The following is a 15,772-nucleotide window of genomic DNA, read 5'->3' as shown; positions in this document are numbered from 1 at the left end:
AATTTACAAATTAATTTTTTATCAATTTGTCTTTCTATTTTTAGATTTATAAGTAAGTCCGTAAACGACAAATGCCAATGCTGATAAGCCAACACATCCAAGCGCAACTGCATGCCATCCTCCCAATTTCCAAAGCAATAATCCGTACGCAGATCCGGCAGCGGTTCCTAAAAAACTAAACGACATGAAAACTGTGTTTAACCTGTTTCTAGCTTCTGGCAATAACGAATAAACTCGAGTTTGATTTGAAATGTGGACACCTTGGATTCCGATATCAATAAATACAATTCCAATTGCAATTCCGATTACGCTTTCTATCGAAAAATAAAAAATCAGAAAGCTTATCAAGATTAATAAACAACCGTAACCAACAGCAATTCTAGAATTTCCTTTATCTCCAATTTTACCAACCAAAGGCGCCGCCAAAGCTCCAGAAGCACCTACAATTCCGAATAAACCAATTGTAGCACTACTAAAACCAAACGGTTCGCCCGAAAGCAACAAAACCATTGTAGTCCAGAAAGCACCAAACTGAGCAAAGCTGAAAACATTTATTGCCGTTGCTTCACGCAAGACTGGCTGCGTTTTTATAAGTGTAAAAAGTGACTTAATCAATTCACCATAAGTACCTGAAAACTGAGGTTTGTTAACTGGAAATGTACTTTGAATGACAAAAAAGATCAAAAGACAAATCCCGGCTGCGATATAAAACATCGATCTCCAACCCAAAACCTGGCCAATAAATCCGCTTAATGTTCGCGAAAGCAAAATGCCGACCAAAAGACCGCTCATAATGGTCCCGATGACTTTTCCTCGTTGTTCGTGTGTACTCAAAGATGCCGCCAAAGGCAGAATAAGCTGAGGCACAATCGACGTAATTCCGATTAACAAAGAAGCAATTTGCAAAATCAAAAAGCTTTTTGCTGTTGCTGCAATCAACAAAGCAATTATAGAAGCAAAAGTGGTTATTAGAATTTGCTTTTTTCGCTCGATTTTATCGCCAAGAGGCACCATAAAAAACAACCCAACAGCATAACCCGCCTGAGTTAAATAAGTTATAGTTCCGGCATCTGCTTCGGGGATTTTAAATTCGTTGGCAATTAATACAATCAAAGGTTGGCAGTAATAAAGATTTGCAACTATAAGACCCGTGCAAACTGCCATAAAAAGGACATTTGTTTTAGATAAATTCATGGTGCAAAAATACCAATCTAATCTTTAGCAAAACTTTAAAAAAACTATAAATTTTAAAATTCATTAAACCATATAAGTCATATAAGTTCATTTGAAAACTATTCGAATCCATAATAAACCTTGAATTTACTTATATCCCTTATATCGTTTATCTTTCAACTTTAATAGTTCAAAAAATCTTCACGGGCAGGGCTGAAAACGTCAGTCAACATTCCTTCTTCCAGACAAACAACGCCGTGAACAGCGTGAGGCGGAATGTAAAAACTATCTCCCTCTTTTAATGTTTCTGTTACACCACTAATGGTTACGTCAAATTTTCCGCTTGCAATATAAGTTACCTGAGAATGATAATGATCGTGTAAAGTACCTATTCCTCCTTTTTCAAAATGAACATTTACAAGCATAACTCGGTCGTCAAAGGCTAGAATTTTACGTTTTATTCCTTCTCCTACTACTTCCCATTCTATTTCATCTCCTTTTATAAATTCTTTGCTAGTGCCAAAATTTTGCATATTTTTTATTTTAATTTTTACAACAATATATCTCTAAAGCAATTGTTTAGAAATAAAATCACAACTCGTTTTTATAGATTCAAAAACATTTGGCACATAATTATTTTCTTGTTCTACAAAAAAATGAACCATTCCAGATTGTTTTGCTTCTTTGAACAAAGGCTTAAAATCAACAAGTCCTGAACCCACTTCAGTATTCAGCGCCTGATTTGCTTTGTCCATATCTTTTACATGCCACATTTTAAAACGTCCCGGATTTTCTTTAAACAATTTTAAAGAATCATTTCCAGATCGTGCGACCCAATATAAATCCAATTCAAAATAAACCAAATCTTTATCAGTTTCTTTCAGCAGAATTTCATAACCTGTAATACCATCATGCTTTTGGAATTCAAAATCATGATTATGATATGCCAATTTCAAACCTGCCTTTTTGCACATTTTTGCAGCCTCGTTTAAACGTGCAGCTATTATTTTATAATTTTCAATACTTTTTCTAAAATGCTGCTCGACCCAAGGAACAGTCAAAAATTCATTCTTTAAGATCTTAGCCGCTTCAATTGCAGCAACAAGTTCGGCTGTATTTCCATCGTATAAAAAGCTTCCTAAATTATAATGCCCACTTACTGCCCTTAGGTTATTATCATCTAGAATCTTTTTCAATTCTTTTGGCGATAATCCCCAAAATTGATCTTTTATAGAAAAACCGTATGTCTCAACGGTTGTGTAGCCTGCTTTTGCGACTTTCTCTAAAGTTGACTTTACATCTTTTGGCAACTCATCACGTAAAGTATATAACTGTAATCCAATTTCTTTTTTGTTCATAGTAAAAGCTAATGATGGAGCAGCTAAAACTGCCGCTGCAGCCAAGCTTGTGTTTATAATAAAGTTTCTTCTTGTTACCATTTTAATTTAAAAATAATCTAAAAGTAAATCTAGTCTTTTTATTGAAACTCCCTACAATTCGTTCAAAAATTGATTTCCAAAATTAGCTATAAAGCTTTCTAGAGCCTTTTCGGTATCCGGATTTGTAATTTTTCCTTCATCATCTATTTTTCCACGAATGCCTTGTATTAAGAGTTGCGCATCATTATTCAATTTGGCTTCAACGGTTTTCATAATAAGCAAAAGTTGCTCATGGCCCATTTCACCAGAAGCAGATGCCGTAATAAGACCTGTATTTTTTCCAGAAAAAACAGTTGATGAAACGCACCATTCAAAAGCATTTTTTAAAGTTCCTGGCAAACTGAAAACATATTCGGGCGTGCAAATCAATATGCCATCAGCCTGAATGATTTTGTTTCTGAATTCAGTAACTTTCTGCGGAGGGATTTCCTGATCTAAATCAGGATTAAAATGTGGCAATTGATCTATTTCTTCAAATATTTCAATTTCAAATTGCGGATTTATTTTTTCTGAAATGTATTTCAGAATTTTGAAATTGCTGGAATTTTTTCGAGTACTGCCCGCAATGGCAAATATTTTTATTTTTTGAGAAGACATTTTTTTAGTTTAAAGAATCTTTTTGGAATTGATTCTTTAAAAATAGTACTTATTTGCAAACGGAATGGAATCTTTTTAAAACAAAATGTTTTACCGAATCACTTCACAGTCAATAAATTCATGCCCGCCAATTTATAAGAGTCAATAGATTGTGGCGGAAAATTTTGTTTTTCATTTCTAAAAGAAGCTACTTTTCCCGATTTATCTACATACATATAAATATAATTCCAATAAAAGGTGCCTGCCATTCTAGAGTCGTGATCTCGATCCTTATCTTTTTCATAGACCTGATCTGCGTAAACCAAAATTTCGCCATTTTCGGCATTGTCGAAAGTCCTCACCGGAGTTCCCCAACTTTTTATAAGATTTTGTTTGGACATCCCGATCCATTTATCTCCAGTATTTTTCGAACTTGAGCATGCATATAACAACATTACAGCAAACCATAGAATTATATTTTTCATTAGATAAAGTTTTTAGATTTAAGGCAACAATTCTGTAAGTAAAAAACTTTGTAATAGTACTTTAAAATTAAGAAATATAAGTTACATAAAAATCTTTTAATGTTATATAATTATTATTTATCAAACTGATAAACAGTTCGTTAAAAAACAAAACACGATATTCAAAATAACTACATTTTGTTAAAAGAAAGCAGTTCTTTTTTTGAATTCCTATTTTTAAAATTTCTCCATATTTACTTTGTATCTTTGCACCCAAACTTTTGAAAAAGAGAAATGCGAATTGATATTATTACACTTTTACCTGAATTATTAAGAAGCCCGTTTGAAGCTTCGATTATGAAACGTGCTATTGACAAAGGCCTTGTCGAAGTACATTTTCATAACCTTCGTGATTATAGCACCAACAGACAAAAAAGTGTAGATGATTATCCGTTTGGCGGTGGTGCAGGAATGGTCATGACAATTCAGCCCATTGACGACTGCATTACACATTTAAAAAGTCAGCGTGAATATGATGAAATAATATATATGTCGCCTGACGGAGAAACACTGAATCAAAAAATGGCCAACAAAATGTCAATGTATAAAAACATCATTATTTTATGCGGACACTACAAAGGTGTTGACCAAAGAGTTAGAGATCATTTTATTACTAAAGAAATTTCAATTGGCGATTATGTTTTATCTGGGGGAGAATTGGGCGCCATCGTTTTATCGGATGCCTTGATCCGATTAATTCCTGGAGTTTTAAGTGATGAAACATCAGCTTTAACAGACAGTTTTCAAGATAATTTATTATCAGGACCAATTTATACAAGACCAGCAGATTACAAAGGATGGAAAGTTCCTGAAATCCTGACCAGTGGCCACGCTGCAAAAATTGACAAATGGCGTGAAGACAAAGCTTTTGAACACACTAAAAATAGACGTCCGGATTTGTTGGAAGAACATTAAATAGTTTTCAATCTCAGTCTCGGTTCTCAGTTTAGATGCTAAATTTATGCGGCAAAAACTGAAAACTGCCACTGAAAACTGAGACTAACATTCAATTTATCAACAACTTAAAATAATTTACAATTTATAATTCATAATTTATAATTATTTTCTACATTTGCACCCGAATTTGACCAACCTCTGGCGAGATCCGTGAATGTTGCTCGATATAAAACTATAATAATAAAATTATCATGGCAGATTTATTAAAATTCGTTCAAGACGAATTCGTTGCTAAAAAAGATTTCCCTGAGTTTGGAGCTGGAGATACTATCACAGTTTTCTACGAAATTAAAGAGGGTGAAAAAACAAGAACTCAGTTTTTTAAAGGAGTTGTTATTCAAAGAAGAGGTTCTGGTAACACAGAAACTTTTACAATCCGTAAAATGTCTGGAGCAATTGGAGTTGAGCGTATCTTCCCAGTTAACTTACCAGCTTTACAAAAAATTGAAATCAATAAGAAAGGTCATGTACGTAGAGCTAGAATTTTCTACTTCAGACAACTTACTGGTAAAAAAGCTAAGATTAAAGATAAAAGAAGATAATCATTTATCTAAATGTTATAAAAAACTCGTTTCACATGATATGAAACGAGTTTTTTTTATGCCTTTTTTTCAGCTACTGTCAAAACTGTAATTTTTTAATATCAAAATCATCGATTTGACAATTTAAGAAGCACGAAATAACAATCTGATAATTCCTCTATTTCTGAGCAAAACTACACCGTTTTCGGACTGTTTTTATTATATTTGCTCCGCTCGTTTTGAGCCGACTATACTTTTCATATCGTCATCCTTTGACGACACGATTATAAAAAAAAAAAAAAAATGACACAGAATTCAAAAATTTTTTACACCTTAACTGATGAGGCGCCATTATTAGCGACTTATTCTTTGTTACCAATTGTGCAGGCGTTTACTTCTACGGCAGGAATCGCTATTGAAACAAGAGACATCTCTTTAGCAGGTAGAATTTTATCTAATTTTCCTGAATCATTAACAGATGCTCAAAAAACAGGAGATGCATTAGCTGAACTTGGCCAACTAGCTACAAAACCTGAAGCTAACATCATCAAATTGCCAAACGTTTCTGCATCTGTACCACAATTAAAAGCAGCTATTGCTGAACTACAATCTCACGGATATAATGTTCCAAATTTCCCAGAAGATCCACAAAACGATGCTGAAAAGGAAATTAAAGCTAAATATGCAAAAGTTTTAGGTTCTGCTGTAAACCCAGTTTTACGTGAAGGCAACTCTGATCGTAGAGCTCCAAGAGCAGTTAAAAACTTCGCAAAAGCAAATCCACACTCAATGGGTGCTTGGTCTGCTGACTCAAAAACTAAAGTGGCTTCTATGTCAGGTGGTGATTTCTACGGAAGTGAGAAATCATTAACTGTTGCTGAAGCAAATGATGTAAAAATTGAATTCGTTGCTAAAGACGGAACTACAACTGTTCTTAAAGCAAGTACGCCACTAAAAGCTGGAGAAATCATTGACAGCTCTGTTTTAAGCGTAAGCAAATTAAAAGCTTTTGCTGCTGATGTTATCGCTGAAGCTAAAGCTGCAGGAGTTTTACTTTCTGTACACTTAAAAGCTACAATGATGAAAGTTTCTGATCCAATTATCTTCGGCGCTATTGTTGAAGTATATTTTGCAGATGTTTTCAAAAAATACGCATCTTTATTCGCTGAATTAAATATTGACACTAGAAATGGTTTAGGTGATATCTATGCTAAAATTGCTGGAAGACCTGAGCAAGCTGAAGTTGAAGCAGCCCTTAATCAAGCAATCGCTAACGGACCTGCTTTGGCAATGGTTAATTCTGATAAAGGAATTACAAACTTACACGTTCCTTCAGACGTAATTGTTGATGCTTCTATGCCGGCAATGATCCGTACTTCTGGACAAATGTGGAACAAAGAAGGAAAAGCACAAGATACATTTGCTGTTATTCCAGACCGTTCTTACGCTGGAGTTTATACTGCAACTATCGATTTCTGTAAAAAACACGGTGCTTTTGACCCAAAAACAATGGGAAGTGTTCCAAACGTTGGATTAATGGCTCAAAAAGCGGAAGAATACGGATCTCACGACAAAACTTTCCAAATGAAAGCTGACGGAGTTGTTCGTGTTGTAGATGCAAACGGAAATGTTTTAATGGAACAAAATGTTGAAGCAAACGATATTTTCAGAATGTGTCAGGCAAAAGACGCTCCTATTCAGGACTGGGTAAAACTAGCTGTAAACAGAGCTCGTTTATCTGATACGCCAGCTGTTTTCTGGTTAGATGAAAACAGAGCACACGATAGAGAATTGATCGTAAAAGTTCAAAAATACCTTAAAGACTACGATACTACAAACTTAGATATCCGCATTTTAAACCCGATTGCTGCTACTGAATTTACTTTAGACAGAATCATCAAAGGTTTAGATACAATCTCTGTAACTGGAAACGTTTTACGTGACTATTTAACAGATTTATTCCCGATTTTAGAATTAGGAACTTCTGCAAAAATGTTATCTATCGTTCCATTAATGAATGGTGGCGGATTGTTCGAAACTGGTGCTGGAGGTTCTGCTCCTAAACACGTTGAGCAATTTACAGAAGAAGGATATTTACGTTGGGATTCTCTTGGAGAGTTTTTAGCTCTAGGTGCTTCTTTAGAGCATTTAGGACAAACTTTAGACAACTCAAAAGCGATTGTTTTATCTGAGACATTAGATCAGGCAAACGATAAATTCTTGGCAAACGATAAATCTCCAGCTCGTAAAGTTGGTCAAATTGACAACCGTGGTTCTCACTTCTATTTAGCATTCTACTGGGCTCAAGCTTTGGCTGCTCAAACTAAAGATGCTGAATTAAAAGCGATCTTTACTCCAATTGCTGCTGAATTTGAAGCTAACGAAGCTAAAATCGATGCTGAATTAATTGGTGCTCAAGGAAAAGCGCAAAATATTGGAGGCTATTACCAACCAACTCCAGAATTAGTTAGCAAAGCAATGCGCCCTAGCGAAACATTCAATGCAATTATCGCTAAAATCAAATAATTTCAGAGCATTACAAATGCGCTACTGCAAATAAATAAAAAAAGACAACCTCATAAGGTTGTCTTTTTTGTTTATCTTAACTAACATTTAACAACCAATTCGTTTTAATATATTAGTAAGAATTCTTAACTATGTAAACCAAAATAAAAAAGATGATTATACGAAAGATTGGCATATTTATTTTTTTAATTATAACTGCGTTTACATCGTATTCTCAAGAAAAATTCACTCTTAGTGGCACTATAAAAGACAACAAAAGCAACGAAACCTTAATTGCCGTAAATGTCTATATTCCTTCTTTAAAAATTGGAACTACAACAAACGAATACGGATTTTACTCTCTGACAATTCCAAAAGGAGAACATCAAATCGAAATCAGTTATGTGGGCTATCAAACATTGCAACAAACCGTCCTTTTAAATCAAAATACCAAAATGAATTTTAGCCTCAGTGAAGGCACAGCTCAGGAACTGCAGGAAGTTGTAATCAAGGAAAACAAAGGCAAAATAAATACCAAATCTCCCGAAATGAGCGCCAACAAGCTCTCAATTGCTACTATCAAAAAGATGCCAGTGGTTTTGGGAGAAGTTGATGTCCTAAAATCTATTTTATTGCTTCCAGGGGTTACAAATGCTGGCGAAGGTGCATCTGGCTTTAATGTTCGTGGTGGTGGCGCTGATCAGAATTTGATTTTATTAGATGAAGCTACTATTTTCAATTCTTCTCACGTTTTTGGCTTCTTCTCCGTTTTTAATCCGGATGCGATTAAAGATCTAAAATTGTATAAAGGCGGTATTCCGGCACGCTTTGGAGGAAGAGCTTCATCTGTTTTGGATATTTATCAAAAAGACGGAAACAGCAAAGAGTTTCATGTAAACGGTGGAATCGGATTAATCTCCAGCCGTCTTTTAGCGGAAGGTCCTTTAGTAAAAGATAAAGGTTCTTTTTTGATTGGAGGAAGAGCTTCATATGCGCATTTATTTTTAAAACTCTCCGAAGACCAAAAAGACAATTCGGCTTATTTTTATGATTTGAACACCAAATTGAGCTATAAATTAAACGACAATAACAGTTTGTACCTATCGGGATATTTTGGGCGCGATGTTTTCAGTTTAAATAAAAGCTTTACTAATATTTACGGAAATTCAACCTTGAATCTTCGTTGGAATCATTTGTATTCTGATAAATTATTTTCAAATTTATCCCTAATCTATAGTGATTATTACTATGGTTTGGATCTTGATTTTGTAGGCTTCAAATGGGATTCGGGCATTCAAAACTATAATATTAAATACGATTTCAAACATTATATTTCAGATAAATGCAAATTGAGCTACGGCTTAAATGGAATTTACTACAAATTCAACCCGGGAAGCATCAAACCAAGTAGTCCAGAATCAGGAATTAATCCAGATCAATTGGATAAAAAATATGCTTTTGAACCTTCTATTTATATTGATGCAGAAAATCAGCTTTCAAACAAAATTACAATCGCTTACGGGTTAAGATACAGCTTATTTTACCGTTTAGGACCTTCAGAAATCAATCTTTATGAAAACAACAATCCCGTTATTTTCAATTCGGATATGCAGATTTATGAAAAAGCGACACCCATTGGCACTGAATATTATGGCAAAAATAAATCAATTAAAAGCTATAACAATCTAGAACCTCGTTTTTCAGTTTCTTATCAATTAAATGATGAAGATGCTATAAAAGGAAGTTATAACCGAATGGCGCAATATCTGCAATTGATTTCAAATACATCATCGCCTACTCCGCTTGATGTCTGGATGCCAAGTGATAATTATATCAAACCACAAATTGCAGATCAAGTTGCTGTTGGTTATTTTAGAAATATAAAAAATGGCGCTTATTCATTGGAAGTTGAAACTTATTATAAAGAAATTCAAAACCGTCTTGATTATATTGATGGAGCCGATTTAATTGCCAATAATGCCATTGAACAAGTAATTTTGAACGGCCAAATGCGTGCTTATGGATTAGAAATCATGGTAAAGAAAAACGAAGGAAAATTTAACGGATGGATTTCTTATACCTTGTCAAAATCGGAACAACAGACTCCGGGAAGAACTCCCGAGGAAACCGGGATCAATAATGGCCAATGGTATAATTCCGCTTATGACAAAACACATAATTTAGCAATAACTTCGGCTTATAATTTGAACGAAAAATGGTCATTTGGTGCTAACTTTGCGTTACAATCCGGAATGCCAGTCACTTATCCGAATGGTCAATACGAATATTTAGGAATCACAGTCCCGAGCTACGGCCTTCGAAACGAAAACCGTTTGCCTGCTTATCATCATTTAGATATTTCAGCAACTTTGACTCCTCGAAAAAACAAAGAACGAAACTGGAAAGGCGAATGGGTTTTCAGCATTTACAATCTATACAATCGTAAAAACGCGGCTTCTATAAATTTCCGCCAAAATGTAGACACTGGCGAAAACGAAGCAGTAAAAACATCAATATTTGGTATTGTTCCAGCGGTGAGTTACAATTTCAAATTTTAAATATAACTTTTTGTCAAAAAGCATATTATGAAAAAAGCATTTTTATTAATTGGAATTTTTATCTCAATCTTCTTTACAAGCTGTGAAGAAGTTGTAGATGTTGATTTAGATACTGCGCCTCCAAAACTTGTTATTGAAGCAGCAATAAACTGGCAAAAAGGCACAACAGGCAGACAGCAAACCATAAAATTAAGCACCACAACAGGCTATTTCGAAAATGTAATTCCGACAGTTTCTGGTGCAAAAATTTACATCAAAAATAATGCAAACGAACAGTTCAATTTCACTGAAGTTCCAAAAACGGGTCGTTATATCTGTACTAATTTCAAACCTGTCCTAAATCAAGAATATACTTTGACGGTGATTTCAAACGGACAAACATATACAGCAACTGAAACCATGCAATCTGTTGCGCCTATAACACATATTGAGCAAAATAACGAAGGTGGTTTTACAGGAAAAGACATTGAAATCAGAGCCTATTACAATGATCCTGCAGATGTTGATAATTTTTATTTGTATAAATATGTTTATTCCAATAAAATCAAATCAAACTACTACGTTGATGAAGATAAATTTTTTCAAGGAAATGAATTCTTCAGCCTTTCCGATGATGATGAATTAAAATCTGGAGATGAAATTGAAATAACACATCTCGGAATTTCTAAGCAATATTACAACTATATGAGCATTTTGGTTAGTATTGCCGGAAGCAACGTTGGCGGGCCTTTTCAGTCGCCTCCTGCAACGGTAAAGGGAAATATTATTAATACAACTGCAAAAGAAAATTATCCTCTTGGTTATTTTTCGTTAAGCGAAACCGATTTAAAAAAATACACAATAAAATAAACGTACCAAAAATGGAAGCCCAAATTAAGATTTTAACCGAAAAGAAATTAGTTGGCAAACATACAACAATGTCGTTTCTTGAAAACCAAACTTTTCAATTATGGAGTGGTTTTATGCCTAGAAAAAAGGAAATTAAAAATACCGTAAATAATAATTTATATTCATTGGAAGTTTTTCCAGTTGGTTATTTTGACAATTTTGACGCCGGCAGAAATTTCCAAAAATGGGCAGCGGTTGAAGTCAAAAACTTTCCAGTGATACCAAAAGAAATGGAAACCTTGATTATTCCGACAGGAATTTATGCTGTTTTTTTACATAAAGGGCCAGCAAGCGATGCTCACAAAACCTATCATTCTATTTTTGCTGAATGGCTCCCAAATTCTGAATACACAGTGGACGATCGACCTCATTTTGCAGTAATGGACGAAAAATATAAAAAAGACGATCCAACTTCTGAAGAAGAAATCTGGATTCCAATAAAAAACCGACCTTAATTAAAACAAAACCATGCTGATCGAAACCCTAAAATCATTATTCGAGCGCGATCTCATCAAACTAAAATTCGAAATCGAATCCTATCAAAATGAAAGCAATCTTTGGGAAATTGATAAAAATATTTCGAACTCGGCTGGAAATCTTTGTCTGCATTTAATTGGAAACCTAAATACTTACATTGGAGCAGAAATTGGAAAAACGGGTTATATCAGAAATCGTCCTTTGGAATTTTCTTTAAAAGATATTCCGAAAGCAGAATTGATTCAAAAAATCGAGGAAACATTAATCGTCGTAAACAATGCCTTAGATTCATTAACAGAAAATGATTTAGAAGCAATTTATCCGCAAATTGTTTTCGAAAAAGAAATGACAACAGGATTCTTTTTAGTGCATCTTTCAACGCATTTGGCGTATCATTTAGGACAGATAAATTACCACCGAAGATTACTTGATTTTAGATTTTAGATTATCAAATTGCACAGATACATTATCTAATTTTCTAATTAACTAATTATCTAATTATCTACCTTTGGCTTCACATTCAAAAAAACACACATGTCATCACATCATATAGTTCGCGACGATCAGGAACCTGCTTTAATTATTGCTAACGGAGCCGCCTGTAGTCCGGAACTATTAGGGCAATTGCTGGAATGGTCGCCTTTGGTTGTTGTTCTGGATTCTGCTATTGAAAGAGTTCTTGAATTGGGAATAAAAGTTGATGTTCTTCTCGGCGATTTTGACCGTGGTTTCGATCCCGAAATTTACCGAACATCACAATATCCTATTGAAATTGTTCACACCGAAGATCAGGAAAAAACCGATCTTGAAAAAGCCTGCGATTATCTTGTTGAACGAGGAATTCCAGCCGTAAATGTTGTTTGGGCAACCGGAAAACGTGCTGACCATACCATAACTAATCTTACGAATATTGTTCGCCATCGGGATTCGCTTAAAATTGTCATTCTTGATGATCATTCAAAAATATTTCTTTTGCCAAGAAAATTCGAGAAATGGTACACATCAAAAACGCCAATTTCTCTAATTCCAATTGGTGTTGTAAATGGCATTTCTTCGACTAATTTAAAATACGAATTGAATAACGATACACTCACAATGGGTTACAGAACCGGAAGTAGCAATTCAGTCGAGAAGGATGGAATTGTAACTATTATGCACAACACTGGCGATTTATTGATGATGGAATGTTTTGATTAATTTTTCTTTTTAAGCATGTTGACACCAACACCTCACTTTTAAATTTGAGGCTTTTTTCTTACTTTAGTAGCCTAAATTGTACAATTATGAATTGGGAAGCTAAAATTATCATCCATAAAAAAGAAAAAAGAATTGCAGTTTATTTTGAAAAAAATGCGGAATTAATAACTCGAATAAAAAAGCAGGCAGGTTCGCGTTGGAGTCAAACTTTAGGCGTTTGGCATCTCCCTGACACTCCTGAAAACAGGATAAAATTTCATTTAATTCCACTTTCTCATTCTTTTCCTTCAGAGGAGGGTTTCGAACAAATAAAAAAATACGTTCAATGGCTTTCTTCAAAGAGATATAGTCCAAACACTATCAAAACATATTCTGAAGCTTTAAAATCATTTTTGATATTCTATAGAGAAAAAAACATTTCCGATATTACCAATGAGGATGTATTTATTTATAACAACGAATATATTCTTAAAAACAACCTTTCTTCTTCCTATCAAAATCAAATCGTCAATGCCTTAAAATTATTTTTCACCACAGTACACGGAACTAAAATTGAAATTGACAAAATTCATCGTCCTAAAAGGTCAAAAATTTTACCCAACGTTTTGAGTAAAGAAGAAATAAAATTGATTTTGAATGCACATTCTAACATCAAACACAAAACAATGCTTTCATTGATTTATAGTTGTGGCTTACGCCGAGGCGAACTTCTAAATTTAAAACCTGCAGATATTGATTCCAAGAGAGGAATTGTTATTATTAGGCAAGCTAAAGGCAAAAAAGACCGAATTTCGCCCCTATCACCTAAAATACTAGAAATGCTTAGGGAATATTATATAATATACAAACCGAGCATTTGGTTGTTTGAAGGTCAAAATTCGGGAGAAAAATATTCAGAACAGAGCTTGCAAAGTGTTTTAAAACAAGCTCTTCAAAAAGCAGGAAACACAAAGCCAGTTACCCTTCACTGGATGCGCCACAGCTATGCTACACATTTATTAGAAAGTGGAACTGATTTGCGTTATATACAAGAATTATTAGGCCATAGCAGCAGTAAAACTACTGAAATTTACACACATGTAAGCACTAAAAATATTCAACAAATTAAAAGTCCGTTTGATGAATTATAAAGAATTATCATATATTTGATTTAAAAACAAAGTATGACGTTTATCATACATATCTACCCCAAATTGAGGGGCTTTGTATGATTTTGTCATACATATATACTAGTTAGTGGCAAGGCTATGACGACACAACCCGTCAGACAAAATCGGGTTCTTTTTGACATTTTATATTTTAGCAGTTGCTTAAATAAGCAAATTGACTACCTTTGTGCTATGGACAACAATTCTTGTATAAGACAACAAGCGGACATTAAACAAATAAACCGCTGTAAAGACCGAGTTTCAGAACTCAACGGCTCGTTTGACTATTTATCGAACGGACTTGAATTGGCAGGAAACAACGTAAGACTGAAAATTCTATTTCTGCTTTATGAAGAAAAACGACTTTGTGTTTGTGATATAAGCGACATTCTCGGTATGACAATTTCAGCAGTTTCACAACACTTGAGAAAACTCAAAGACAGAAAACTTATTGAAACCGAACGAGAAGCACAAACCATTTTTTACTCGTTGACAAAAGAGTATGAAAAAATGCTGAAACCGTTTTTCAAAATACTTGACGAAAACAAAATATTAGAAACATTATGAAAACAGACAACAAACTAATCGGAGCAGGACTTTTAACAGCAATTGCAGCTTCATTGTGTTGCATTACACCTGTCTTGGCTCTCATTGCAGGAACAAGCGGACTTGCCTCAACTTTTTCTTGGCTTGAACCTTTCAGACCTTATTTTATCGGTTTGACAATTTTTGTTCTTGGTTTTGCTTGGTATCAAAAGTTGAAACCAAAAAAGCAAATTGACTGCAACTGTGAAAAAGAAGAAAAACCAAAATTCATTCAGTCAAAAATGTTTTTAGGAATCGTAACAGTATTTGCAATTATTATGCTTGCCTTTCCATACTATTCAAGCATTTTCTACATAAAGACAGAAAAGCACATCATAGTAGTAGACAAATCCAATATTCAAAAAGTAGAATTTACGATTAGTGGAATGACTTGTGCAAGCTGTGGAGAACACATAAATCACGAAGTAAATAAATTGACAGGAATAATAAATTCAAACGCTTCATATGAAAATGGAAATGCAATCGTAGAATTTGACAACTCGAAAACAAATATTTCTGAAATCGAGAAAGCAATAAACTCAACAGGATATTCTGTAACCGACAAAAAAGAAAATTAAAATGGAAATCACATTACAATCAACAATAACTTGTCCCAACTGCGGACACAAGAAAGAAGAAACTATGCCAACAGACGCTTGTCAATATTTTTACGAATGCGAAAAATGCAAACAAGTTCTAAAACCAAAACGAGGCGACTGCTGTGTTTATTGTAGTTATGGAAGTGTTGCTTGTCCACCAATTCAACAGGACAAGAAATGTTGTTGAAAGACGGAAAATAAAGAAGCCCAGCCACTAACAGCGGTTTGGCAAAAGTGGCGGTTCAATGCTTCGTATGACAGTTTTTCGTAAATTTGAAGTGTGTGCTTCGTATGAAAGTTCAGTGGTAAAATCGCCACCTTCGCCAAGCCGCAAAACGTTATGGTGTATAGCTCCGCTGACGAGAATCTGCTGATTTTAATCTGGCGTTTTAGTTCGGAAAATACAATGAAGCTGAAACTGAGCTGACCGAAATCGAAACTGAAAATTACTACTTAATTGTTGCGGACAAACAAACTTGAACCGCTTTTCGGACAACCGAAAGCGGAATTTTTTTTTGTCTCTATTTTTTGAGATTTAGCTAGAGTTTGTAAGTCAAAAGCGGAAACTATTTGGAACGGAAAATTGGAAGGCGGAAAAGCTTGCCGAAGTTGGAATGTCAAATCA

At 34.3% G+C, this 15,772-nt stretch carries 17 protein-coding genes; 12 read left to right on the top strand and 5 right to left on the bottom strand.

The annotated features are described in order from the left end of the window. Positions 1 to 21 precede the first annotated feature (21 nt). From H600_RS0111815 to H600_RS0111795, 5 genes are all read right to left on the bottom strand, one after another. Positions 22 to 1,164, bottom strand: a complete 1,143-nt coding sequence (locus H600_RS0111815; protein WP_245176558.1) for an MFS transporter — start codon at positions 1,162 to 1,164, stop codon at positions 22 to 24. A gap of 191 nt (positions 1,165 to 1,355) precedes the next feature. Then, complete coding sequence (locus H600_RS0111810) at positions 1,356 to 1,706, bottom strand: cupin domain-containing protein (protein WP_026728970.1); 351 nt, start codon at positions 1,704 to 1,706, stop codon at positions 1,356 to 1,358. Between the two features lie 33 nt (positions 1,707 to 1,739). After that, the gene (locus tag H600_RS0111805) at positions 1,740 to 2,612 is read right to left on the bottom strand and encodes a sugar phosphate isomerase/epimerase family protein (RefSeq protein WP_026728969.1); all 873 of its coding nucleotides are present in this window, start codon (positions 2,610 to 2,612) and stop codon (positions 1,740 to 1,742) included. A 51-nt stretch (positions 2,613 to 2,663) separates the two neighbouring features. Next, positions 2,664 to 3,209: an NADPH-dependent FMN reductase gene (locus H600_RS0111800; protein ID WP_026728968.1), complete on the bottom strand. Its 546-nt coding sequence runs from the start codon at positions 3,207 to 3,209 to the stop codon at positions 2,664 to 2,666. Positions 3,210 to 3,307: 98 nt separating this feature from the next. Next, positions 3,308 to 3,673 (bottom strand): hypothetical protein, encoded by a 366-nt coding sequence (locus tag H600_RS0111795; RefSeq protein WP_026728967.1) that lies wholly within the window; start codon positions 3,671 to 3,673, stop codon positions 3,308 to 3,310. A gap of 273 nt (positions 3,674 to 3,946) precedes the next feature. Between H600_RS0111795 and trmD the strand changes: the two genes are divergently transcribed. The 12 genes from trmD (at position 3,947) to H600_RS22720 (ending at position 15,334) form a co-directional block, all read left to right on the top strand. Next, positions 3,947 to 4,627 carry a tRNA (guanosine(37)-N1)-methyltransferase TrmD gene (gene trmD, locus H600_RS0111790; RefSeq protein ID WP_026728966.1) on the top strand — a complete coding sequence of 227 codons (681 nt, stop codon included), beginning with the start codon at positions 3,947 to 3,949 and terminating at the stop codon, positions 4,625 to 4,627. Positions 4,628 to 4,860: 233 nt separating this feature from the next. Next, the gene (gene rplS / locus H600_RS0111785; RefSeq protein ID WP_026728965.1) at positions 4,861 to 5,211 is read left to right on the top strand and encodes a 50S ribosomal protein L19; all 351 of its coding nucleotides are present in this window, start codon (positions 4,861 to 4,863) and stop codon (positions 5,209 to 5,211) included. A gap of 282 nt (positions 5,212 to 5,493) precedes the next feature. Then, entirely contained in the window at positions 5,494 to 7,716 is a 2,223-nt protein-coding gene (locus tag H600_RS0111780; RefSeq protein ID WP_026728964.1) for an NADP-dependent isocitrate dehydrogenase, read from the top strand. A 152-nt stretch (positions 7,717 to 7,868) separates the two neighbouring features. Continuing rightward, entirely contained in the window at positions 7,869 to 10,253 is a 2,385-nt protein-coding gene (locus H600_RS0111775; protein ID WP_026728963.1) for a TonB-dependent receptor, read from the top strand. A gap of 27 nt (positions 10,254 to 10,280) precedes the next feature. After that, positions 10,281 to 11,102 carry a DUF4249 domain-containing protein gene (locus tag H600_RS0111770; RefSeq protein ID WP_026728962.1) on the top strand — a complete coding sequence of 274 codons (822 nt, stop codon included), beginning with the start codon at positions 10,281 to 10,283 and terminating at the stop codon, positions 11,100 to 11,102. 11 nt (positions 11,103 to 11,113) lie between these two features. Beyond that, positions 11,114 to 11,596, top strand: a complete 483-nt coding sequence (locus H600_RS0111765) for a GyrI-like domain-containing protein (protein WP_026728961.1) — start codon at positions 11,114 to 11,116, stop codon at positions 11,594 to 11,596. 13 nt (positions 11,597 to 11,609) lie between these two features. Next, positions 11,610 to 12,062, top strand: coding sequence for a DinB family protein (locus tag H600_RS0111760; protein ID WP_026728960.1), 453 nt, complete (start codon positions 11,610 to 11,612; stop codon positions 12,060 to 12,062). Between the two features lie 90 nt (positions 12,063 to 12,152). Continuing rightward, positions 12,153 to 12,815, top strand: coding sequence for a thiamine diphosphokinase (locus H600_RS0111755; RefSeq protein ID WP_026728959.1), 663 nt, complete (start codon positions 12,153 to 12,155; stop codon positions 12,813 to 12,815). An 86-nt stretch (positions 12,816 to 12,901) separates the two neighbouring features. Next, positions 12,902 to 13,945, top strand: coding sequence for a site-specific tyrosine recombinase/integron integrase (gene xerA, locus H600_RS0111750; protein ID WP_026728958.1), 1,044 nt, complete (start codon positions 12,902 to 12,904; stop codon positions 13,943 to 13,945). A 210-nt stretch (positions 13,946 to 14,155) separates the two neighbouring features. After that, positions 14,156 to 14,530, top strand: a complete 375-nt coding sequence (locus H600_RS0111745) for an ArsR/SmtB family transcription factor (protein ID WP_026728957.1) — start codon at positions 14,156 to 14,158, stop codon at positions 14,528 to 14,530. Then, positions 14,527 to 15,126 carry a mercuric transport protein MerTP gene (gene merTP / locus H600_RS0111740; RefSeq protein ID WP_026728956.1) on the top strand — a complete coding sequence of 200 codons (600 nt, stop codon included), beginning with the start codon at positions 14,527 to 14,529 and terminating at the stop codon, positions 15,124 to 15,126. The genes H600_RS0111745 and merTP overlap by 4 nt, the downstream gene beginning before the upstream one ends. 1 nt (position 15,127) lies before the next feature. Continuing rightward, positions 15,128 to 15,334, top strand: coding sequence for a GDCCVxC domain-containing (seleno)protein (locus H600_RS22720; protein ID WP_084157382.1), 207 nt, complete (start codon positions 15,128 to 15,130; stop codon positions 15,332 to 15,334). Positions 15,335 to 15,772: the final 438 nt, after the last annotated feature.

It is taken from the genome of Flavobacterium denitrificans DSM 15936, from assembly GCF_000425445.1.
Lineage (GTDB): Bacteria > Bacteroidota > Bacteroidia > Flavobacteriales > Flavobacteriaceae > Flavobacterium > Flavobacterium denitrificans.
Note: the sequence above shows the minus strand (reverse complement) of the source record. Positions and strands in the feature narration are given on the sequence as shown.